Source organism: Luteimonas sp. A478 (assembly GCF_054052025.1).
Genome location: NZ_JBSVRF010000002.1, coordinates 15,495 through 36,884 on the forward strand (window position 1 = coordinate 15,495; position 21,390 = coordinate 36,884).

At 67.5% G+C, this 21,390-nt stretch carries 21 protein-coding genes; 6 read left to right on the forward strand and 15 right to left on the reverse strand.

All coding sequences use genetic code 11. The features are described from left to right. Nucleotides 1-78 precede the first annotated feature (78 nt). The 3 genes from mutM to ACW7G3_RS03775 all read left to right on the forward strand — a co-directional run bounded on the left by mutM (nt 79) and on the right by ACW7G3_RS03775 (nt 4,412). Nucleotides 79-891, forward strand: a complete 813-nt coding sequence (mutM, locus tag ACW7G3_RS03765; RefSeq protein WP_456981171.1) for a bifunctional DNA-formamidopyrimidine glycosylase/DNA-(apurinic or apyrimidinic site) lyase — start codon at nt 79-81, stop codon at nt 889-891. A 61-nt stretch (nt 892-952) separates the two neighbouring features. Then, nucleotides 953-1,525, forward strand: a complete 573-nt coding sequence (locus tag ACW7G3_RS03770) for an ECF-type sigma factor (protein WP_456975862.1) — start codon at nt 953-955, stop codon at nt 1,523-1,525. Nucleotides 1,526-1,568: 43 nt separating this feature from the next. Beyond that, on the forward strand, nt 1,569-4,412 hold the full coding sequence (locus tag ACW7G3_RS03775; RefSeq protein ID WP_456981172.1) for a protein kinase domain-containing protein: 2,844 nt from the start codon (nt 1,569-1,571) through the stop codon (nt 4,410-4,412). A 19-nt stretch (nt 4,413-4,431) separates the two neighbouring features. Here ACW7G3_RS03775 and ACW7G3_RS03780 read toward each other — a convergent pair whose 3' ends face one another. The 3 genes from ACW7G3_RS03780 to ACW7G3_RS03790 form a co-directional block, all read right to left on the reverse strand. Then, nucleotides 4,432-5,055, reverse strand: a complete 624-nt coding sequence (locus ACW7G3_RS03780; RefSeq protein WP_456981173.1) for a thymidine kinase — start codon at nt 5,053-5,055, stop codon at nt 4,432-4,434. Between the two features lie 42 nt (nt 5,056-5,097). Continuing rightward, entirely contained in the window at nt 5,098-5,814 is a 717-nt protein-coding gene (locus tag ACW7G3_RS03785) for a hypothetical protein (protein WP_456981174.1), read from the reverse strand. 167 nt (nt 5,815-5,981) lie between these two features. After that, the gene (locus tag ACW7G3_RS03790; protein WP_456981176.1) at nt 5,982-6,230 is read right to left on the reverse strand and encodes a hypothetical protein; all 249 of its coding nucleotides are present in this window, start codon (nt 6,228-6,230) and stop codon (nt 5,982-5,984) included. Nucleotides 6,231-6,347: 117 nt separating this feature from the next. On the opposite strand from ACW7G3_RS03790, the gene ACW7G3_RS03795 reads away from it, so the two are divergent. The 3 genes from ACW7G3_RS03795 (at nt 6,348) to ACW7G3_RS03805 (ending at nt 11,123) form a co-directional block, all read left to right on the forward strand. Further along, nucleotides 6,348-8,333 carry a UvrD-helicase domain-containing protein gene (locus ACW7G3_RS03795; protein ID WP_456981177.1) on the forward strand — a complete coding sequence of 662 codons (1,986 nt, stop codon included), beginning with the start codon at nt 6,348-6,350 and terminating at the stop codon, nt 8,331-8,333. Nucleotides 8,334-8,391: 58 nt separating this feature from the next. Beyond that, complete coding sequence (locus ACW7G3_RS03800; RefSeq protein ID WP_456981178.1) at nt 8,392-9,285, forward strand: 5'-nucleotidase, lipoprotein e(P4) family; 894 nt, start codon at nt 8,392-8,394, stop codon at nt 9,283-9,285. Nucleotides 9,286-10,607: 1,322 nt separating this feature from the next. Next, nucleotides 10,608-11,123, forward strand: a complete 516-nt coding sequence (locus tag ACW7G3_RS03805) for a hypothetical protein (protein ID WP_456975850.1) — start codon at nt 10,608-10,610, stop codon at nt 11,121-11,123. 212 nt (nt 11,124-11,335) lie between these two features. On the opposite strand, the gene ACW7G3_RS03810 is transcribed toward ACW7G3_RS03805, so the two are convergent. The 12 genes from ACW7G3_RS03810 to ACW7G3_RS03865 all read right to left on the reverse strand — a co-directional run bounded on the left by ACW7G3_RS03810 (nt 11,336) and on the right by ACW7G3_RS03865 (nt 21,359). Further along, the gene (locus ACW7G3_RS03810; RefSeq protein ID WP_456975848.1) at nt 11,336-11,668 is read right to left on the reverse strand and encodes a hypothetical protein; all 333 of its coding nucleotides are present in this window, start codon (nt 11,666-11,668) and stop codon (nt 11,336-11,338) included. A 77-nt stretch (nt 11,669-11,745) separates the two neighbouring features. Beyond that, complete coding sequence (locus ACW7G3_RS03815; RefSeq protein ID WP_456981179.1) at nt 11,746-12,258, reverse strand: hypothetical protein; 513 nt, start codon at nt 12,256-12,258, stop codon at nt 11,746-11,748. A gap of 222 nt (nt 12,259-12,480) precedes the next feature. Beyond that, complete coding sequence (locus ACW7G3_RS03820; RefSeq protein WP_456981180.1) at nt 12,481-13,158, reverse strand: hypothetical protein; 678 nt, start codon at nt 13,156-13,158, stop codon at nt 12,481-12,483. Further along, nucleotides 13,155-13,661 (reverse strand): hypothetical protein, encoded by a 507-nt coding sequence (locus ACW7G3_RS03825; protein ID WP_456981181.1) that lies wholly within the window; start codon nt 13,659-13,661, stop codon nt 13,155-13,157. Before ACW7G3_RS03825 ends, ACW7G3_RS03820 begins: the two co-directional genes overlap by 4 nt. Continuing rightward, nucleotides 13,658-14,983 carry a FliI/YscN family ATPase gene (locus tag ACW7G3_RS03830; RefSeq protein ID WP_456981182.1) on the reverse strand — a complete coding sequence of 442 codons (1,326 nt, stop codon included), beginning with the start codon at nt 14,981-14,983 and terminating at the stop codon, nt 13,658-13,660. The genes ACW7G3_RS03825 and ACW7G3_RS03830 overlap by 4 nt, the downstream gene beginning before the upstream one ends. Further along, a complete protein-coding gene (locus ACW7G3_RS03835) occupies nt 14,980-15,672 on the reverse strand; it encodes a FliH/SctL family protein (RefSeq protein ID WP_456981183.1) in 693 nt (230 codons plus the stop codon). Before ACW7G3_RS03835 ends, ACW7G3_RS03830 begins: the two co-directional genes overlap by 4 nt. Further along, the gene (locus ACW7G3_RS03840; protein WP_456981184.1) at nt 15,669-16,304 is read right to left on the reverse strand and encodes a hypothetical protein; all 636 of its coding nucleotides are present in this window, start codon (nt 16,302-16,304) and stop codon (nt 15,669-15,671) included. Before ACW7G3_RS03840 ends, ACW7G3_RS03835 begins: the two co-directional genes overlap by 4 nt. A 9-nt stretch (nt 16,305-16,313) precedes the next feature. Beyond that, nucleotides 16,314-17,072 (reverse strand): hypothetical protein, encoded by a 759-nt coding sequence (locus ACW7G3_RS03845; RefSeq protein ID WP_456975834.1) that lies wholly within the window; start codon nt 17,070-17,072, stop codon nt 16,314-16,316. 61 nt (nt 17,073-17,133) lie between these two features. Beyond that, nucleotides 17,134-17,574 carry a hypothetical protein gene (locus ACW7G3_RS03850; RefSeq protein WP_456975832.1) on the reverse strand — a complete coding sequence of 147 codons (441 nt, stop codon included), beginning with the start codon at nt 17,572-17,574 and terminating at the stop codon, nt 17,134-17,136. A gap of 26 nt (nt 17,575-17,600) precedes the next feature. Then, nucleotides 17,601-17,930, reverse strand: a complete 330-nt coding sequence (locus ACW7G3_RS03855) for a hypothetical protein (RefSeq protein ID WP_343259024.1) — start codon at nt 17,928-17,930, stop codon at nt 17,601-17,603. A gap of 82 nt (nt 17,931-18,012) precedes the next feature. Beyond that, complete coding sequence (locus tag ACW7G3_RS03860) at nt 18,013-19,236, reverse strand: FHA domain-containing protein (protein WP_456981185.1); 1,224 nt, start codon at nt 19,234-19,236, stop codon at nt 18,013-18,015. 74 nt (nt 19,237-19,310) lie between these two features. Next, a complete protein-coding gene (locus ACW7G3_RS03865; protein WP_456975828.1) occupies nt 19,311-21,359 on the reverse strand; it encodes an FHIPEP family type III secretion protein in 2,049 nt (682 codons plus the stop codon). Between the last annotated feature and the right edge of the window lie 31 nt (nt 21,360-21,390).

Consider the following 21,390-nt stretch of genomic DNA (forward strand, 5'->3'; position numbering starts at 1 on the left):
TGCAGGGGGCGCATTCAGCGCCGGCCCTTGCGTACCCCGGCCCTTGTGCACCCGCGCCTTCGCCGCCACCTTGGGCGGATGCCTGAACTTCCCGAAGTTGAAACCACCCGCCGCGGCCTGGCGCCACACCTGACCGGGCGCACCATCCGCCAGGTCATCCTGCGCAGGCCCGACCTGCGTTGGCCGATACCGCCCGAGATCCAGGCTCTGCTGCCCGGACAGCGCGTGGGCGGGGTGCGACGGCGGGCCAAATACCTGCTGCTGGAAACTGAAGCCGGCAGCGCGCTGATGCACCTGGGCATGTCCGGCAGCCTGCGGGTGATCGACGCGGCCACTCCGGTACGCGCGCACGATCATTTCGACCTGGTACTGGACAGCGGCCGGGCCATGCGCTTCAACGATCCGCGCCGCTTCGGCTGCCTGCTCTGGCAGCCCCCCGGCGAGCAGCACCCGCTGCTGCAAGCGTTGGGCCCCGAGCCCCTGTCGGAAGACTTCAGCGGCGCCTGGCTGTGGTCGCGCTCACGCGGGCGGCGGGCGGCGGTCAAGACCTTCCTGATGGACCAGAAAACCGTGGTTGGCGTGGGCAATATCTATGCCGCCGAAGCCCTGTTCATGGCCGGCATCTCCCCGCTCCGATCGGCCGGACGCATCTCGCGCGAGCGCTACGAGGCCCTGGCCGCAGCGGTGAAGCAGATCCTGCTGGCCGCGATCGAGCGCGGCGGCACCACCCTGCGCGACTTCCTCACCCCGGACGGAGCCCCCGGCTATTTCGAACAAGAGCTGTCCACCTACGGCCGTGGCGGCCAGCCCTGCCAACGCTGCGGACGGCCACTCAAGCAGGCCCTGATCGGCCAGCGCAGCTCGGTGTGGTGCGGCCACTGCCAACGCTGAGCGCCGCCGCGCGCCCTCATATATAAGGTATATAGTGACCCCATCACCGAGGGGGAACTTGATGGCGGATAGCGGAGACATCACCCAATGGCTGGACGCCGCTCGGGACGGGGATCGCGGCGCGCTTGATCGGGTGCTTTCCACCTTGTACCAGGAGCTTCACTCCATGGCACGGCGACAGCTGGCGGGCCAGTATGGACAGACCCTGGACGCGACCGCACTGGTCCACGAGGCGTACCTGAAGCTTGTCGGCGGGCGCACCGCCCGCTTCGAGGATCGCACCCACTTCTTTGCCTACGCCGCTTCGGCCATGCGCAGCGTGGTGGTGGACTACGCGCGCCAGCGCATGGCCCGCAAGCGCGGCGGCGACATGCACCGGGTCACCGACCTGCCCGAGGATCTCCCCGGCGGTCTGCACCTGGACGAGGACATGCTGGCACTGGACGCCGCCCTCAACAGCCTGGCCGCTGCCGACCAACGCCTCGCCCGCGTGGTGGAACTGCGTTATTTCGCCGGGCTGTCCGAGCTGGAAATCGCCAGCCTGATGGAGCGTTCCGAGCGCAGCGTGCGGCGCGACTGGCAGAAGGCGCGGCTGTACCTGTTGGCGGCGCTGCAGGATGACCCGGCCGACTGAACCCGTGACGGGGGCCCCCAGCCGCCGCCGCGGCTGATCGGCCATGGACGCCGAAAGCTGGCTCAAGCTGTCTCCGCTGCTGGACGCGCTGCTGGAGCTGGAGCCGGCCGCACGCCAGTCCAGCCTTGCTTCATTGCGTGAAGACGACCCCGGTCTGGCGGACGAGCTGGAACAACTGCTCGCCCTGGAGCAGGGCCGGGAAGGCTTCCTCCACACCCCCCTGGTGGCGCCTTTGCCCGGCATGCGGCCCGGCCTCGAGGTTGGGCCCTACCGGCTCGAACGCCTGTTGGGAGAAGGCGGCATGGGTCAGGTGTGGCTGGCCAGCCGCTCCGATGGCCTGTACCAGCGCCGGGTGGCGCTGAAGCTGCTGCGTCCCGGCCTGGCCGACCCCGGCCTGCGCCTGCGCTTCACCCGGGAGCGGGAGATCCTGGCCCGGCTTGAACATGCCCACATCGCCCGCCTGCTGGATGCCGGCATCAGCGCCGACAACCAGCCCTACCTGGCGCTGGACTATGTGGACGGCGAGCCGATCAGCGACTGGTGCACACGCCGTGGCCTGGAAGTGCGTCCGCTGGTGCAGCTGTTCCTGCAGGTATGTGACGCGGTCAGCCATGCCCACGCCAACCTGATCGTCCACCGCGACCTCAAGCCGTCCAACATCCTGGTCACGCCGCTGGACGAGGTGCGCCTGCTCGATTTCGGCATTGCCAAGCTGCTCGACAGCGCTGACACCCCGGAGCAGACCCGCACCGGCGCGCGCACCTTCACCCTGCACTACGCCGCACCCGAACAGATCCGCGGCGAACCGGTGTCCACCCTGACGGACGTGTATTCACTCGGCGTGGTGCTGTACGAGCTGCTGGCCGGGACCAAGCCCTACGTGCCCAAGCGGCCCAGTGACGCGCAGTGGGAAGAGGCGATCCTGGCCAGCGATCCCATCCGACCCTCACAGGCCCTGCTGCGTCGGGCCGATGCCGAGCCGGAGGCGGCCCAGTCCCTGCACCGGCGTGCGCGCGTGGTAGCCGGCGATCTGGACAACATCGTCCTCAAGGCACTGTCCAAGCGCTACGAGCACCGCTACGCCTCGGTCGAAGCGATGGCCCTGGACCTGCAGCGCTACATGGAAGGTCGTCCGGTCCTGGCCCGCCCACAGCGGCTGGGCTACCGGGTAGGCAAGTTCATGCGCCGCCACCGCTGGCCATTGGCCACCACCCTGCTTGGGGTGGTGGCGCTGTCCGCGGCACTGGGGCTGGTGGCCTGGCAATCGCGCCAGTCACTGTTGGATGCGGGCCGCGCGCAGGCCATGCAGAACTTTGTCATCAGCCTGTTCCAGGATGCTGGCGACGGTCCGGAGGGCGCTCCGCTGGATGTGCGCCAGCTGCTCGAGGCCGGCGTGGAGCGGGGTGAAGTGGAGCTGGCCCGACAGCCGGTGGCACGCGCCGGACTGCTGGGCGTGATCGCCAGGCTGCGGCTGGGCCTGGGCGACCACCCCCAGGCGCTGGAATTGCTGCGCCGCCAGGCCGGATTGTTGGCAACCGTGGACAGCGCGCCGGCAGGGCTCCGGCTGGAAGCGGCCACCGACCTGGGCCGGGCGTTGCGCGCGACCCGGCAGCCGGCCGAATGCATCGAGCACATGCGTCCACTGCAGCCCCTGGTCCGTCGCGAGGAACGACGGCTGCCGCGGCAGGCCAGCGGTTTCTATTCCCAGCTCGGTCGCTGCCATCGCGATCTGGGTGAGAGCGAGCACGCCAACGCGCTGTTCCGGCGCTCGCTGTCGCTGCGCCGCGACCGCCTGGCCGGCAGCCCCGGGATCGCCGAGAACATGGCCGACCTGGCCGGGCTGGAGGCCGATGCGGGCCGCCCGCAGGAAGCACTGACGGGGCTGGTGGCAGCATTGGCGCAGCTGCAGGACACGGTCGGCGATCGCCACCCCATGACCATCCGGATATTGCGCGAGCTCTGCTTCCAGCGTTGGAATTCGGGCCAGCAGCAGGCGGCGCTGGGTGCCTGCGCCCGGGCGGCAACACTGTCGGCCGGGCTGCATGGCCCGCAGCATCGCACCACCATCGACGCCCAGCGTGACCATGCCGCCCTGCTGGCGGTGCTGGGCCGCCACGCCGAGGCCGCGGCACTCCAGGCGGAAGTGCTGGCCCAGCTGCGCTCCCGCCTGGGGGCGGCCCATCCGGAAGTAGCCGCGGCCCATCATGCGCTGGCGCTGACCGCATGGCAGCAGGGTCAGCGGGCAACGGCGCTGGAGCAGTTGGACGAGGCCGTGCCGATCTGGAAGGCCCAGCCTGATACGCCCCGCCTGGTCGCCGCCCTGGCCGACCGGGCCATGATCCTCAACCGCGACCGCCGCCACCGCGAGGCCCTGGCCAATCTGGAGCAGGCCTTGCAAGCCGTCTCCAACGGATCGGACCTGGAGCCTCCTGCCGGGTCGGCGCGCGCTCTGCGCCTGCTCGCCGAGACCCTGGCCGCGCTGGACCGGCCCGCAGAGGCCCGTGACGCATACAGTCGTGCCTTACAGGCCGCCCGACGCGATGAAAGCCCGGGTCACCCGACCATCCTGGGGATCGAACTGTCCCAGGCGGTGTTCGAGCAGCGTCAGGGGGACCCCGACGCATCGCAGCGGCTCGAACAGCTGGCAGAACTCCCTGACCGCGGCCCGGCGCGCGCAGTAGCCTGGCTCGCCCGCGGCCATCTGGCCGCCAACAGCTGCGGAGCGGATGCCCCAACGGCCGCCCAGGCTCGCCAGGCACTGCGCAACCTGGACGGCACCGTCCATGCGGCCCTGCCTGAAGGCGGGGCGATCGCCGGCCAGATCCGCGACCTGCGACAGACCTGCGAACGCGCCGCCGTGACGGCTCCAACCGGCGTGGCGCCCTGACTGAAGACGCCGGGAGTGGTCAGCCCAGTGGAAGATCCGGCTGCAGCGGTTCGATCCGGCCTTGGCCCTGCATGATCTTCTTGAACTCCGCCCGGCTGACCGACACATACCGGCCATTGCCGCCGATCTCCAGCTGCGGGCCGGCCTGCACCGCAAAACCGGCCTCATCCACCCGGACCGTCATCGTCGCCTTGCTGCCGCTGTGGCAGATGGTCTTGATCTCAACCAGCTCGTCGGCCCAGGCCAGCAGGTACTGGCTGCCTTCAAACAGCTCCCCGCGAAAATCCGTGCGCAGGCCGTAACACAGCACCGGGATGCCCAGCGCATCGGCCACCTCGCTCAGCTGCCAGACCTGGCTGCGGGCCAGGAACTGTGCCTCGTCCACCAGCACGCAGTGCAGGATTCCGTTGGCGGCGATGTCGCGCTGCACCAGCGCCTGCAGGTCATCAGTGGCGGCAAACGCCACGCCCTCGGCCTGCAGCCCGATCCGCGAGGCCACCCGCCCGCTGCCGGCGCGATCGTCCAGCGCCGGGGTGAGGATGAGCGTGCGCATGCCGCGCTCACGGTAGTTATGCGCCGACTGCAGCAGCGTGGTCGTCTTTCCGGCATTCATCGCCGAGTAGTAGAAGTAGAGCTTGGCCATGGGGGGAGTTTAATCCCCCGGCGCGTGCGCCCACCCCTGTCGTCAGTCGTCGTTCTCCGGAGCATCGTCACGGCGCAGTGGCTCCACGTCACCGATGTCCACGCGTCCCGCCGGCAGCTGGGTCCAGACCGCATCCTGCCAGGCGTGATATTGCTCCGGCTCCCAATACTTCGGGTCGTAGAAGCGGTTGCCATCGATTGACTGGACGATGCCCCCGGGACCCGGGATCCGGATCTCCAGAAAGCCTACGAAGCCGGTTCGGCTTCCAGTGGTCCTCCTGCGTTCGCGGCGCAGCACCTGGTCAATGCGTGGCCTGGATACCGCATCTCCGTATTCGGCATAGACCTGCTCGCCCCGCACCAGCGCGTCCTCGCGCTGCGCATCGTCCAGCCCGGCCCAGAGCCGCTCGCGGATGACAGTAAACCCGGGATAACCACGCTCCGCGGCCAGGTCCATCCACGCATAGGCGAGCGCGGGATCCCGGCTCGTGCCTTCGCCCTTCCACAGCATCTCGCCCACCATGGCCTGCGACGGCTTGTCGGCATAGCGGGCGGCGCCACGGAAGAATGTCAGCGCTTCCTTGTACCGGCCCACTTCATAGGCCGCCATGCCCCTGCGCCGGTTGTTGAGATCCGGATGCGCGGTCAGGAACGCCTCCGATTGCATTACCACATGCTCGTCCAACGCGTCCTGCGCTGAGGCGGACGCGGAGCCCAATAACACCACGCCGACCATCCCGGCCAGAATTGCCTTCCTCATGAAAACTCTCCTTGAATGTTTGACGCTGCCCAAGCCGCGCATTGGCGGATCAGTCGTCTTCCTCTCGCAAGGGATTGATCGCTCCGACATCCACGTGTCCAGATCGGTCAGGCGCGTTCCAGGAGAGTTCACGCATCTGCCAGTACTGCTCGGGTACCCAATAACGGTCAGCGTAATACTCCTCTCCACTGACTGTCATCGCGTTCGGGGTGGACAGATTGAGCCCGCCAACGCCCGACCTGGCCAGCGGTCCGGTAAGCGGCCTCACGCTGCCAGCGAATATCCGGATGGCCCCCGAGAAAGCCTTCGGTCAGCATGTCCAGATCAATTCCCCGCTCCAGCCCCTGTCCCGCTGCCACCGGCATCTGGCTTGACGCAAACAATACCGCCAGCCCGACTCCCCATGCTTTGTTCATACGGCGCTCCTCCCTGGTTGCCATGTCCGTGCAGGACAATACGGCGCAGCAGCCGGAAAGGTCGCACCCTGTAGACTTGCGGCCCGTCCGCGCGGCCGATTCCACAGCTTTCCTGCAATGCTCAATCCCCAACAATCCGCCGCCGTTGCCTACTCCGACGGCCCGCTGCTGGTGCTGGCGGGTGCCGGCAGCGGCAAGACCCGGGTGATCGTGGAAAAGATCGCCCAGCTGATCAGCTCCGGCCGCTACCCCGCCCGGCGCATCGCTGCGATCACCTTCACCAACAAGTCGGCCAAGGAAATGCGCGAGCGCGTGGCGCAGCGGATCCGCGGCGATGGCGCGGAAGGGCTGACCGTGTGCACGTTCCATGCGCTGGGACTGCGGATGCTGCAGATCGAGCATGAGCGTGTCGGGCTGCGGCGCGGGTTCTCGGTGTTCGATATGGATGATTGCCTGGGCCAGTTCCGCGACCTGCTTCCCGGCGCCAAGTCCGACGTCGTGCAGTCCATGCAGCAGCTGGTGTCGCGGGCCAAAAACGCCTGCCTGTCGCCGAAGGAAGCCGCCGCGGCTGCCCGCACCAATCGCGAGCACGAAGCGGCAGCGCTGTACGCGCGCTACCAGGCGCGGCTGGAAACCTTCAACGCGGTGGATTTCGATGACCTGATCCGTCTGCCCGTACAGATCCTGGAGAATGACGAAGACGCGCGGCTGGGCTGGCGCGAACGCATCGGCTACCTGCTGGTGGACGAATGTCAGGACACCAACGACGCCCAATACCGGTTGCTCAAGGCGGTGGCCGGTCCTGCGGGCAACTTCACCTGCGTGGGCGATGACGACCAGAGCATCTACGCCTGGCGCGGCGCCAACCCGGAAAACCTGTCGCAGCTGGGCAGCGACTATCCAGACCTCAAAGTCATCAAGCTGGAGCAGAACTACCGCTGCTCCAACCGCGTGCTGCGGTCCGCCAACGCGTTGATTGCCAACAATCCGCACGAGCATCTCAAGACCCTGTGGAGCGACCGTCCGGATGGCGAGCGGATCCGGATCTGGGAGTGCCGCGACGCCGCCCACGAGGCGGAACGGGTGGCTGCCGAGATCGACTTCCTGCACAACTCGCAGCAGATCCCGTGGAGTGATTTCTGCATTCTGTTCCGCAGCAACTACCAGTCGCGGGCGCTGGAAAAGGCACTGCAGCTGATCCGCGTGCCCTACCACCTGTCCGGCGGCACCGCGTTCCTGGAACGGGCCGAGGTCAAGGATGCGCTCTCATGGCTGCGGCTGGTGGCCAACCCTGACGACGACTCCGCCTTCCTGCGCGCGGTGCAGTCGCCGCGTCGCGAGGTGGGTGCCACCACCCTGGCGCGGCTGGCCGAGTTGGCCCGCAACGCCGGCATGCCCATGGCGCGGGCGATCGAATCGATCAGCGTGCTCAAGCAGCTGCCTGCCCGTGCAGGCAGCGCATTGGGTGGGTTCGCCAGCATCCTGGGCAGGCTGCGCGCCGACGCCTCGCGGCTGCCGCCGGCCGATCTGGTCCGCAGCCTCAGCGAACGCTCCGGGTTGCTGGCGGCGCTGCGCGCCCAGTGCCAGACCGAATCCCAGTTCAGCATCCGCCGCGGCAACCTGGACGAGCTGGCCGACTGGTTCGAGGCCGGCCCGGGCCGCCAGAACCGCGGCGCCGGTGCCGCCGAGCTTGCCGCACAGCTGGCCCTGCTGACCCACGCCGATCGCGACGATGGGGGCAACCAGGTGCGGCTGATGAGCATGCACGCGGCCAAGGGGCTGGAGTTCCGCTGCGTGTTCGTGATCGGGGTCAGCGATGGCACCCTGCCCCACGAAGCCAGCATCGACGAAGGCAGTCTGGATGAAGAGCGCCGTCTGCTCTACGTAGGCATCACCCGGGCCAAGGAGCGGCTGTGGCTGTCCTACCCGCGCGAAGTGCAGAAGTGGGGCAGCAAGCTGCGCCTGGAGCCGAGCCGCTTCCTGGATGAACTGCCGCCCGAGGAGCTGCAGCGCGATGGCGCCGACCCGGTGGCCGACGCCGCACGCAAGCAGGAGCGGGCTGATGCCGGCTTCGCCGCGATCCAGGCCCTGCTCAACGACTGAGCCCCGCCGCCGGGCACCTTGGGTACACTCGGCGGCCCATCCTGACCCGGAGCCCGCGATGCAGCAGCAACGTCCGTCCCAGACCCTTTTGCTGGCGCCGCTGCTGGCGCTGGTCATGACCGGCTGCGCCAGCGTGCCCGCCGCGCCGGCACCGGCCACCACCGCATCGGCCGACGACAACCTCAACGCCGTGCTGTGGGTCCAGCGCTCGCAGGAATTTGAAACCACCCTGCTTTCGCTCTACCGGGGCGCGATCAACCAGCTGGATGCCGCCCTGGCCGATCCGCAGTGGGATGCACTGGTTCCAGCCGAACGCGACAACCCGGACGGATGGCACGGCCTGCCGCCTGCGGTGATCCTGGACATCGACGAAACCGTGCTGGACAACTCCATCTACCAGGCCCGGCTGGTCCGTGATGGGCTGGAGTACGACGACGACACCTGGGCCGAGTGGGTTGCAGAACAGCGCGCTACCCCGGTGCCGGGCGTGCTGGAGTTCGCCCGCGCCGCCAGCGAGCGCGGCGTGACCCTGTATTACGTGACCAACCGCGAGCACCGGTTGAAGGACGCCACCCTGGCCAACCTGCGCGCCCTGGGCCTGCCGGTAGCACACGACAATGTCTTCCTGGGCCTGGGCATGGAAGTGGCGGACTGCGAGCAGCCGGGAAGCCGCAGCGGCAAGCTGTGCCGACGCCAGCTGGTGGGCCGCAGCCATCGGGTCCTGATGCAGTTCGGCGACCAGCTCACCGACTTCGCCCACCTGCCCGTCAACACCAGCCAGGCGCGTGACGCCACCGTGGCCGAGCGCGGCGGCTGGTTCGGAGAACGCTGGTGGATGTTGCCCAATCCCACCTACGGCGGCTGGGAACCGGCGCTGTTCAACAACGACTGGGGTCTGTCACGAGAACAGCGCCGCACGCTGAAGCGCGAAGCTCTGAACACAGAAAATTGATATAAATCAACAGCTTTGTATGCAAGTCCTAACGTATTGAATTAAGTTTAATGCCGGGTTAACCTTTCCCGGCCACAACATGGTCCTACGGCTCCGGCCGATTCACGGGAAATCTTCGGATTTCCCGTTTTTTTTTTGCGGAAGGACCTAGGGTCAGCCCCAGCTTTCACGGAGCGCCCGCACGGGTAGCGTTACAGCAACATGCGCGACGGGGGGCGGCGTCGCAGCAATCCGTTCCCGGAGCAATTGGCATGGTGTCCATTCCGAGCCCATCCAGGGTCATCTCCTCGCTCATCGGAGGAGGACCTTCGCCGCTGCGCTCGGTCCATTCCGCGCTCTCCTCAACGCTTTTCCGCCACGTCTCCAACGGCCCGCCCGGCGGTGGCCCGCCCGCATGGGCCGGCTTTTCCGGCGCAGGACGCAGCCCCGGACCTCCGCCCTGGGCGGGCGGTCCCGGTGGTCGTCCTGCCGTCGAAACGCCCCCGGGAGTCGGTCCCCCGCCCCAGTTCGGGGGACCGCCCGCGGCGTCGCGGGGGCCTGGCTGGAGCAACGCGCCGACACCGGGGCCTCCTGTACTTCCGGGCGGAGCACAGTCTCCAGGCGCGCAAGGGCCTGCTGGCAATCCCGGCCTTCCCGGGAGCTCCCCCCTGCCAGGGCAGTCGGGTTCTCCGGCTTCTGCCGCCCCGCCCGCCTTCCGCGGGGTGCTGGGGGAAACCGTGGCTGCAGCGCGCGGTCTGTTGTCCACCCTGCCTGACGCCGCCGCGCTGAGATCCGATGCAGCGACCGGGCGGCCGGGCAACGCCGGTCCGGGCAATGCCTCACCCTGGACACCGGCCTCTGGCATGCCGGCCAGTCCACTTGCCCCGGCCCCGCCGGCCCAGACATTGGCCGCCCTTGTCCAGGCACTGCGGGCCGCCATGACTCCCCAGGGAGCGGGTCCGATCCAGACCTCCGGCATGCCGCAGGCCACCAGCCCCGGCTCGCCCGGCGTCGCCACAGCTTCGGGCATGGCGGGTCCTGCCAACCTGATGAGCCACGCCGGCATCACCCAGGCGCCAACCCAGACCATGCCGTCTGCATTTTTGCCAATGCGTGCGCACGGCGCCCAGGCGGGCGCCCACCCATCAGCCGTACTCGCGGGCCAGCAGGGCAATTACCCAATGCCGGCTTCAACCTCAGCCTCGGCCCCAACGCAGGTCCTGACAACTGCACCCGCTGCGACATCGGTCACCGCTTACTCCAATGCCACACACATTGCCGGCTCCCAAGCCTCAGCCGCCCAGGCGAGTGGGTTCCTGACGCCTCCTGCAGTCAATCCGCAGATGACTTCACTGCTGCAGATCCCTGGCAATCCCCAGTCGATGAATCCAGCAGCCGCTGCGACCCAGGCGACCGTTCCTGCCCAAGCGCCCGCCGTAACCGCGGGCGGCAACCCGATGCTTGCCGGCGCCCCTTCCCAGGCCCGCAGTGAGGGAGTGGTCCCGGCCCATGGGCATACGGTGAGCGCGGCTGCACGCCGGCAAGCGGGGACCGGGCGCTCAGGACTGCACGGCTGGATCAACGCGGCACTGCCGGGTCACACCGCTGCGCGTGGCCGCGAACCGGACGTGCAGGAGCGGGCCGAGCGCACTTTCCGGCGGCTTTACTGGCTGCTCGCTCTCACCGCCTACATCAGCCTCGCGTTCACCGTAGTCCTGCTCCTGCCCCTGCTTGGTGGCAGCGGAACCACCTTGATGCCAGCCGGCCACCAGCGTTCCCTGGCGGGCCTGCTCGGCCTGGCCGCCCTGGGGTTCGGCGCCGGAATCGGAGCCTGGTTGCTGGCCCGACGACCAAGATAGCTTTCGTCCCGCGCAAAGCGGGAGCGATCGCGGGAGCCCGGATTTCTTCAGTGTCAGATAGAGGACAGGTCCGATAGAAGACATGACGGCCTGCCGAGCGGGCATCGGCGCCTGTCTTATCCCACCGCACAAGAAAAGAGGCCCCGGGAACCGGGGCCTCTTTGATCCAGCTTCCCGAGGCGGCGCGGGCCGCCCCGGGAATTCTGTCCTGCTTACTGCTTGCGGGCCAGGGCGGTGTTGCCTTCGCCGATGGTCTTGATGATGGTGCTGATGGCGTTCATCAGCATGTTCATCTGCTGGGTCATGGCCTGCATCTTGGCGTTCATTTCCGTGACGTCCTTCTTGTCGGCACGGATGGCGGAGTCCAGCTTGGCCGCCTGCTTTTCAATCTTCTGGCCCAGGGCGTCTGCCATCTTGCCCAGTGCCTCGGCAACCGCCACGAGCCAGCCCTTGCCGACTGCGGACGAGGCGGATGCGCCGCGCGCGTTGGTGATGGTGGAAATGTAGGTGTTGATATTGCCGTTGTAGCCGACGTCATTGGACATGATGAGTTCCTCGATTGGATTAGCGATAGATTGATCTATGGACAAACACACTTCGGTAACGCGTCTGCTGTGAAGCGTCAGCGCCGAGGTGGGCCACGCAATCTCCGCGACTTCGAGTTCACAATCGAATCACGACCCGGCATTCCGGATACGTCGGCAGGAGCAACATCCTCCTGGCCGGACTCCTCGGACCTGCGGCGTTCGTTCTGGAACCATTCCAGGGCGGCCTCTTCACCATCGCGCTCACAGCGCGAGGCGAACTCCATGGCCATCTGTACGTCCGGTGTCTGCAGCGGACCCAGCGCGTCATCAATCTGCCGGGAGAGGTCATTGCGCTCGTCCTCGGCCAGCACCCCGTTGTCGACCAGCCCGTTGAGGGCCAGAGTCAGGTCTTCGGGATCGAATGGCGTCAACGCCACATCCAGCGGGGTGTCTTCGACCGCCTGCCGGAAGGTTTCCAGCAGACCGTCCAGGTCTCCGTCATCCAGGCTGGACGACTCACGCAGGGAAGCTTCGAAGTCAGCGATCACCTGCTGCCGCAGCCCCTCTTCCTGGCTCTGCTCCGGAGCAACAGGTGATGCAGTCTCCACTGGGACGGCAGCCTGCGGAGCCACGACACCGGTACTCGGCGCGGGACGCTTGCGGGGCGCAACTGGGCGGCGAGCGAATGACATGTAATCCGGTCTCCCTTGTGATCCGGGTTCCGGGCTGACAAGCCCGCATGCCCGATCACTTCTTGAATTCGACTCTAGGGGATTGCCGCCCCAGTCGATACTAGGGCGTACCCTAGGGACGCCCGCATTCCACGATCCTCAACCATGGAACTGCGAATCGATTTCCAACGTACCCAGGTTGCGCTCCGCAAAGCGCCTTGCCAGTTCCGGCGCTGCTTCCTGGATGGCATCAAAGCTCTCGCGCGAACGCACGTCCGCACGCAGCAACCAGCCATCCGCGGTCTTGCTCAGCAGCAGATCGGTACCGGGCAGGGTGGCATCGGCCATCCGCAGCAACACCTGGCCATCACGATCGCCGGCACTGTTGCCACCCCCCACGGCCAGCTGTCGCAGGTGTCGTTCCACCAGGTCGGCAAAGGCCGCCGGATTGGACGTCAGCGGCGCGACGGGAGCAGCCTGTGCTCCATCCCGCATCGCGGTCTGGGCCTGCAGCATGGCCAGCACTTCGGCCGGATCCATGTTCGACTGCCTCATCTGCTCGCTGTCGCCGCTGAACTGCCGGCCGGCCTCCACGGCGTCTGCCGTGGCTGCCTGGTGCGCAGCGTCCTGCGCTCCGGCACGCTGCTCCTTGCCGAGGTCACCGGCGCCCTTGAAGCGGGCTGCGCTGAACTCGTCGCGCGCCTCCTGGCGGCTCTGCATGAGGTTGCGGAAGCGTTCGGAACTCTCCGGCTGGGCGGGTTCGCGCCCGGTGCGACTCTCGCCGGTCTTGCGGGCCTCGCCCACCGAATCCGACAGCTGGCTGCGTTCGATACTCATGGGTCACCTCGTTGTTGTCCGGCCATGCCGCGCATGGCGCGGCCCTGAAGCAGGTCGGCGGTGGCTTCCTCTTCCTTCCGACCTTCCAGTGCAAACTGCTCAACGCGCCAGGCATCCCTGCGCTTGTGCAGTGCGTCCTCGCGCCCCTTCGCCCGCAGCCAGGCCTGCCTGGCCTGGTCGAGCGCCTGTTCGGCGGCCTTGAGCCGCTCACGGGCCTGCTGCAGGTTCTTCTGTTCAGCCACGATGCGCTCGCCCAACAGGTCGATGTGCGCCTCGCGCTGTTCCATCGCCACCGGCCAGGCCTGGCCGGGCGGCGGCGGATCCAAAAGGCGGTGACGCTGCGCAGCGCGCTCCTCGCCCAGCGCCTGGATCCCAGCCTCGATCCGCTCGCACTGCTCGCGACAGGACCGGGCCGCCGCCTGCTTCTCCAGCATTTCCAGGCGCGCCTTGTCGGTGCGGTGGGCTCGCAGCTTGACCAGTGTCTGCAGCGGATAGCGCTTCATCGGAACAGCTTCTTCACAGCGTCCGCGGACTGGCTGAATTCAACCAGGTCGGACGACGACTGCTGCAGCAGCTTGCGGATGGGGCCGATCTTCTCGATCGCCACGTCGGCTTCCGGATCGGTGCCGCGCTTGTATTCGCCCAGCTGCAGCAGCATCTCGATGTCTTCGTACTTGGCCAGGTATTTGCGCAGCTGTCCGGCCGCCCGCAGGTGCGCTTCATCCACCACCCGCGGCATGGTGCGGCTGAGGCTGGTGAGCACGTCGATGGCCGGGTAGTGATAAGCGGCGGCCAGCTTGCGCGACAGCACGATGTGGCCGTCAAGGATCGAGCGCACCTCTTCGACGATCGGATCGCCGCCGTCCTCGTCCTCGGCCAGCACGGTGTAGAAGGCGGTGATCGAACCGTGCTCGTTGTTGCCGGCACGCTCGAACAGGCGGGGCAACGCGCTGAATACCGAAGGCGGGAAACCACGCCGCGCCGGCGGCTCGCCAATGGCAAGGCCGACATCGCGCAGGGCACGGGCAAAGCGGGTGACTGAATCGACCAGCAGCAGCACGCGTTTGCCGCGATCACGGAAGTGCTCGGCGATCGCCGTACCCACCCAGGCGGCGCGACTGCGCTCCAGCGCAGGCCGGTCGGACGTGGCCACGACCACCACAGAGCGGGCCATGCCTTCATCGCCCAGGTTGTCGTAGATGAATTCGTTGACCTCGCGTCCGCGCTCGCCGACCAGGACGATCACGTTGACGTCGGCATCGCCGCCACGGGCGAGCATGCCCAGCAGGGTGCTTTTGCCACCGCCGGCGACGGCAAAGATGCCGATGCGCTGGCCTTCGCCCGCGGTCATGGTGGCATCGATTGCACGCACTCCGGTGGCGAACGGATGCTCGATCAGGTTGCGGCTGAGCGGATTGGGCGAATCGGCATAGATCGGGGCATCCACCGTCGGACCCAGTGGGCCCTTGTCGTCAATCGGCTCGCCGTGGGCATCGAGCACCCGTCCGAGCAGGCCATCACCGGCGCGCACAGCCGCCTGGCGACCAGTGGCATAAACCTCGGTGGTGGCCGAAATTCCATCCAGCGCTCCGAGCGGGGTCAGCAGGGTGTGCTGGCGGGCCACGCCCACGACCTCGGCCGCCAGCCGGAAATCGGGATCACCCTCACCGCGGGGATTGCGCAGGTAGCACAGCTCGCCGATCGACGCCTTCAGCCCGGTCGCCCGGATCAGGGTGCCGTAGGCATCGGCCACCCGGCCGACGCGCTCGATGCTGGTGACCGATGACAGCGCACTGAGCAGCGGATCGCCAGCGGGAGCGTTCACGACGGTGCGGCCTCCGCGGCAGCCCCTGCCAAGGCGGCGCGGATCGCTTCAATCTGCTGGGTCACGCCCGCCCTGACCTCACCGGCTTCCGACACCACCACGCAGCTGAGCGGATCCAGGCTTTCATCGGCAACCAGCTCGATCACGCCCACCGCAGGATGCGCCTGGCGCACCGCGCCCAGGCCGGCTTCCACGCGCTCACGCACATCCGGGTGCACCCGGATCAGCAGGAACTGCTCCGCCTGGGCCGCTTCCACGGCCTGCATCACCAGCGGTGGGACCACGGTCAGCGCGTCAAAGCCCGGGGCAATCCGGGCGACGATGGCACAGGCCAGGTCGGTGATCCGGCCCGCGGCTTCCGCCAACACCCGCGCGCGACGCTCATTGAGTTCGGCCATCTTGCCGGTCATCTGTTGCTGCGCACGGGCAAGGCCTTCCGAAAAACCGGCGGAATGACCTTCCTCGCGGGCCTTTGCCACTTCCTTTTCAGCCTGCGCATACAGCGCATTGACCTGGTCGAGCAGGCTGTCGAGCTCAGACAGCCGGGCCCAGGCCGCGGCAGGCACCACCGGTGCAGTGACCGAACGTACGAACGCCCGCCGGTCGGTGACCACGATTGCATCCTGGGGCACCCGCGGTGTCGCTCGGCCCTGGGCGGTGCCCTGTCCGGGTGCGGTCGACGCGCTCATGGCCGTTCCCTCTTTGTCTCGTGATGGGTGACCAGCAGCAACACCGGCTTCTCCGGCAGGTGTGTCGGGCCGGGCTCTTCGGGCGGATGCAGCAGCGCCACCCACTCGCCCAGCGGACGATCCCGGTGCGCCGCCCAGCCGCGCAATTCGTTGCGGCCCTGGCGTTCGAACAGGGCATGAAGTGCCGCATCATCCTCCCGCGCACGCAGCGCCGCCATGAGCGGGGCCCATGCCTGTTGCAAGCGACGCAGCACGTCGTCTTCCACTCTTGCATTCCAGATGGTGCGGTCCAGTGGCAGCAGGTAGCTGCTGCCCAACGCCCGCTTGAGCATGCGCACCGAATCCCGCGCAACCTCGGCGCGGATCAACGGCGCGTATGCCAGCACGCCCAGGTCCCGGATCAGCGCCGCCAGTCGCGCACGCGGCCAGCGCATGACCGCGCTGGGGATTGCATGCCCCGGCCGGGGCGCCAGCAGCGCTTCCGCCGCACCCGCCTGAAACAGCCTGCGGGCCAGCATCCTGCGCCCCAGCTGCGAGCGGCCGGCACGCGCCACCAGGCGCTGGTCCAGAGGCGCGGCGTCACCCGCATACCAGCCCGGATCAACCTCGGCGAACAGCGGTTGCAGCGGCATGGCGCCCGGTCACCCCTTCCAGATCCGATCGTCGGGCTTGGCCGGTCCCTTCAGCCGCGCACGCAGGCGGTTACCAAAGGTCATGGCCAGCGCCAGCAGCGCGATCACCCCAGCCACGATGGCCAGGGTCACCGGGCTCATCGCCGACATCACCGGTTGCGCACGGCCCTGTCCCGCCAGATCGGTCGGAGCGGGGAGGGTGTTGAATTTGATGGTCACGTGGTTGATGTTCTCCAACCCCGGGACCGCGTCCTTCACCAGCACCTTGAAGTTGTGTTCCTCGTTGCGGACATTGGCCCCTGCCTGTTCGAACACCACCACCGAAGCCGATGCCAGGCCAACCTTGCCAAGCACCGGGTCACGCTCGGGCATGGCGATATGGACGCGGGCATGGGCGACGCCGGCATAGGAAGACAGGGTCCGCGACAGATCCTGCTGCAGGCCACACTGCTCCTGGCCACGCTGCTCGGTGGCCGACGACACGAAACCCTGCCGTTGGAACACCTCACAGGTGGTTGACTGGAAGCTTTCCCCCGGCAGGCCGCGCGCCTCGAGGATCTGCATGGCGAGGGCGAAATCACCCTGCCCGACCCGCACCTGATAGCCGCTGTCACTGGCGATCGAGGTGCGCTTTTCAGCCTTGATCCCGTTGGCCAGCAGGACCCCGAGTACACGGTTGGCCTGGCGCTCGTCCAGACCGTCGTTCAGCGTCACGCGGCTGCAGGCGGCCAGCATCAGGCTGGCCACCAGCACCACCGCGATCCGCATCCATTTTCCGTTTACGGTCCCGGTTGTCGTCGCGATCATTGTTGCTCCCCCGTCATGGCAGTCAGGACTGCTGGCGGAACAGCTGCTGCACGCCATCGGACGTGCGGTTGGCCACGTTGGCTGTCAGCTGCGACTGGAACAGGAACTGGTGCGTGCTCATGGTCATTTCCAGCATCTGGCTGGGGGTGAGGTCACCCACCGTGGAGGCGCTGGCCATGCTTTGCGAGAGATCGGCGATCTTCTTCGCCCCGCCGTTGAGGCCGTCGAACGCCGACATGAGCATGCGCGTGCCTTGCGATGGCTCGGCCTGGGCAGGACCCGATACGGCCTCGGCCCCGGACGCCTGCTGCGTCTGGTTGGTGCCTGAAACGCGTTCCTGCGCCTGGGCGAAATCGCGGACTTCGGTGGCTGATGCCTGGGGCTGGGCCGCTGATCCGGCACTGGCGCCGCCGGCTGCGCCGGTGGTCGCTTCGATACCGGCGGCCTGGATGGCTTCAATCATTTCAACTCTCCCGTGGAGATGTTCCGTTACTGGCGCTTGCCCAGGGTTTCCAGCGCCTGCCCGGTCGCGTTCTGCGAGGTGGCGGCGTTGTTGGACATGAACTGCATCTTCAGGCTGGCCGCGGTCAGCTGGACCATGTTCGATGGCTGGTCGCCACCGGTGCGGATCTCTGCCGACATCTCGGTGATCTGTGCCGCCTGGCCGTCGAGGGCCTGGCCCCAGGCACGGGACATCGCCTCATACCAGCTGCTGCCGCTGCTGGAAGACGCGCTGCCGCGGCCACCGTTGGCGGCCGGGCCGTTATTGAATGTTGCGTGCCCGATGAAATTGTTCAGGGCTGAATTGTCGACGCTCATCATGCTGCTCCTTCTGCTATGGATTGAGACTGCTGGATGGTCCGGCACCCCGGACCGTACTGCGATTCCTTTCCTGGAATGTTCATTGGCGGCTGCCCGCCGCGCGTGCCTGCTCCATCGCCCAGGCGTGCGAGCGTGAAGCGGCGGCGGATACTCCTGCCGATCCGCCGCCTGCACCCGGGGCAGCCGCTGGCTCCTGCTCTTCCGGGGACAGCGGGCGGATGGTGATCTTGCGGATCGTGCCGTCACCGGCAGTGGCGAACGCATGGTTTCCCAGCGACGCGAGCGAGCCTTCGCCCGGGATGAACATGCCCACCCGGTATTCATTGCCGTGCTCATCGAGCAGATGCGGATCTTCACCGCGTTCGTAAGCCACGATCCGGACCGCGGGGGCCTCCTCGGGAGACGGCTCTTCGGCCGCTGGCGCGGCCCGGTTGATCAGTGCCACGTTGCGCACGCCGGTGTTGCGCATGGCATCGGTCCCCAGGAAGACACGGAAGGCGGCCTCGTCCTTGTAGTAACCGGTGACTTCCACTTCGCCGCGCCCCAGATAGCGGGTGTTGCCGGGATAGCCCCCGCCGCGCAGCACTTCACCAACATCCGAGGCGAGGTCTGCGCCGGTCGTCAACGTCAGCCCGGCATCGAGCCCTTCGTCCACGATCATCTGCTGCATCCGCTGGCGCACGGTGTCATCCGCCACCATGCCGGACAGCACCGGGCGCCCATTGACGTCCGTCTCGATCCGCCGCCCCGACACGTTGAACTCGAGCGCCATCGCTTTCAGGCGCTGCTCGGGATCCACTTCCGGTTCGGAGGAGGGCACCACCGCGACGAACGTGGCCAGCGCGGCCAGGCACAGCACCGCGATCGCGGCAATCATCGGCAGGCGGCGGGTGAATGGCTCGGAGATCCTGCGCGCACGCGACGCACTGGGCTCCTGGCCATCGGGGGCCAGCGCCAGCCATGCGGGGTCATCCTCTTCGCCGAAGGCCAGCGCGGCTTCGCCCAGCCCGACCCGTTGCAACCGGTCCATGGCGACCGGGTCGCCCGGATGCAGCACGCGGCCTTCCAGCTGCAGCGGCGCATCCAGCGCGCGCAGCTGGCCATGGCCATCAATCACGCTGATCAGGGCATGGTGCCGGGCGACGCCCTCGTCGGCCAGGACGATGTCGCAATCGTCGCCGCTGCCGACCAGGATCATCTCGCGCTCGGCCAGCTCCCGGCTTGCGCCCGCGTGCAGTCCGGAGATGATCCGCAGCAGCCTGCGACCCTCCTGGTCTGGAACGTTGGCGTCCGGCTCAGACATCCCATACCTCCCTGTAACACTTGCCGGCACTCCGCATCAGCCTGCGGGGCGCGATGCTTCCCGGAGCGGACAGGTCATGCATTGATCTGCCCCGATTGCACGATGCGAAGATCCGCTGCCAGTTCCTGGTAAGAGAGCACCGGCAGCTCGAAAAAATCCACTTCCATCAGTTTGCGCAGGTGTCGGCGCACGTCGAGCGAGCACAGCAACACCGGGCGGACGTCCTGGGCCATGCGCGCCAGATTCGCACGCACTTCATTGCCAAGACGCGCGGCCAGCTCGGGAGAGATGGCCAGTTGGCTGGCGCCGCCGGCAACCCTTACGGATTGACGCAGCTTGTCTTCCAGCTCGGGATGGATCAACAGTACGTGCAAATTCCGCTCGCTGTCTGAATAGCGGTCGGCGATTTCCCGCTTCAGCGCAACGCGCACATATTCCGTCAGCAACACCACGTCCTTCTCACGCCCACCCACATCGGTGATGGCTTCGAAGGCATCGCGCAGGTTGCGGATCGGCACGCCTTCCTCGGCCAGCCGGCGCAGCACATCGGCCACCCGTTGCGGGGCCACCACGCGCAGCATTTCCTTCACCAGGTCGGGATAGTCACGCTGCATGCGTCCGAACAGGTTGGAGGTTTCCTGGATGCCGAGGAAACCGCCGAGGCGGCGCTGCAGGGCGCCGCGGCAGTGATCCACCATCACCTCCATCGGCGGCCGTGCGTCTTCGGACGGCTCGGTGGTCCACTCGCCCGACACCGGCGGGAAGAACCCGGTCAGGCGCGCGTCGGCCGCACCGGGCCGCGCCGGGCGCAGCCCGCCTTCCAGCTGCAGGCGTCCGGAAGCCAGGCGCGCACCAAAGGCGGTCAGCCGATATTCGCCCTCTTCCAGACCCGTGGTAACCCGCAGCACCGGCGTGGGTACCGGTACGCCGTACTCCTCGCGCTGGCGCCGGGCAATTTCACCCATGCGGGTGCGCACCGGCTCCTGCCCGAACGCGACCGCAATGGACGGCGAGATGTCCAGTTGCAGCGGCGCCGGCGGCGCCATGTCATCGCTCTGCGCGGTCACCTGGCTGATCGCCAGGTCCTCGTCGCTGACCCGGAACAGCTTGCGCAGTGTTTCGAACTGGTAACGGTACTGCCAGCCCGCGGCAGCGAACAGGATCAGGCTCAGCGCGGCAAACACCAGCTTCGGAAAGCCCGGCACCAGCATCATGAGGAACGCGAGGATGGCGGTGATCAGCAGCACCCGCGGCTGCTTGGTGATCTGGCGGGTGATCGCCTCACCCAGATGCCTGTCGTCCACGTCGCTGGTGGTGCGGGTCACCACCAGACCGGCGGCGATCGTGCCCAGGATCGCCGGAATCTGCGATACCAGGCCGTCGCCGATGGTCAGGATCGAATAGACCCGGGTGGCCTCACCCAGGTCCATGCCCTTCTGCAGCACGCCGATGGCCAGGCCGCCGAGCAGGTTGATGATGATGATGACGATGCCGCAGATGGCATCGCCCTTCACGAACTTCATCGCGCCATCGAGGCTGCCGTACAGCTGGCTTTCGGTCTCCAGCAGGCGGCGCTTGCTGCGCGCCTCGTCCTTGTCGAGCAGGCCGGCACGCAGGTCCGAGTCGATCGACAGCTGCTTGCCCGGCATCGCATCCAGGGTGAACCGTGCGGCCACTTCCGCTACGCGCTCGGCACCCTTGGCGATGACGATGAACTGGACCACGGTGATGATCAGGAACACCACCATGCCGACCACCAGGTTGCCCCCCGCGACCAGCGCGCCGAAGGTCTCCACGATGTGGCCGCCTTCGGCATCGAGCAGGATCGAGCGGGTGATGGCGACCGAGATGGCCAGCCGGAACAGCGTTGTCAGCAGCAGCACGCTGGGGAAGCTGGAGAACGCGACAGGGCTGGGAATGTAGATGCCCAGCAGCAGCAGACCGAAACCGATCGAAATGTTGACCGCCACCAGCGAGTCGATCAGCACCAGCGGCAGCGGCAGGATCATCACCGCGATGATCAGCACCGCCCCGAAGGCGAGGAATACATCGCTGTAACCAAGCCGTCCGCGTGGCGCCGAGCCCGCCGGCGCGGCGAACAGGTTTCCAATCAGCGCCCGCATTGCCTACCTCCCCCTGTAGCCGCGGTACGCG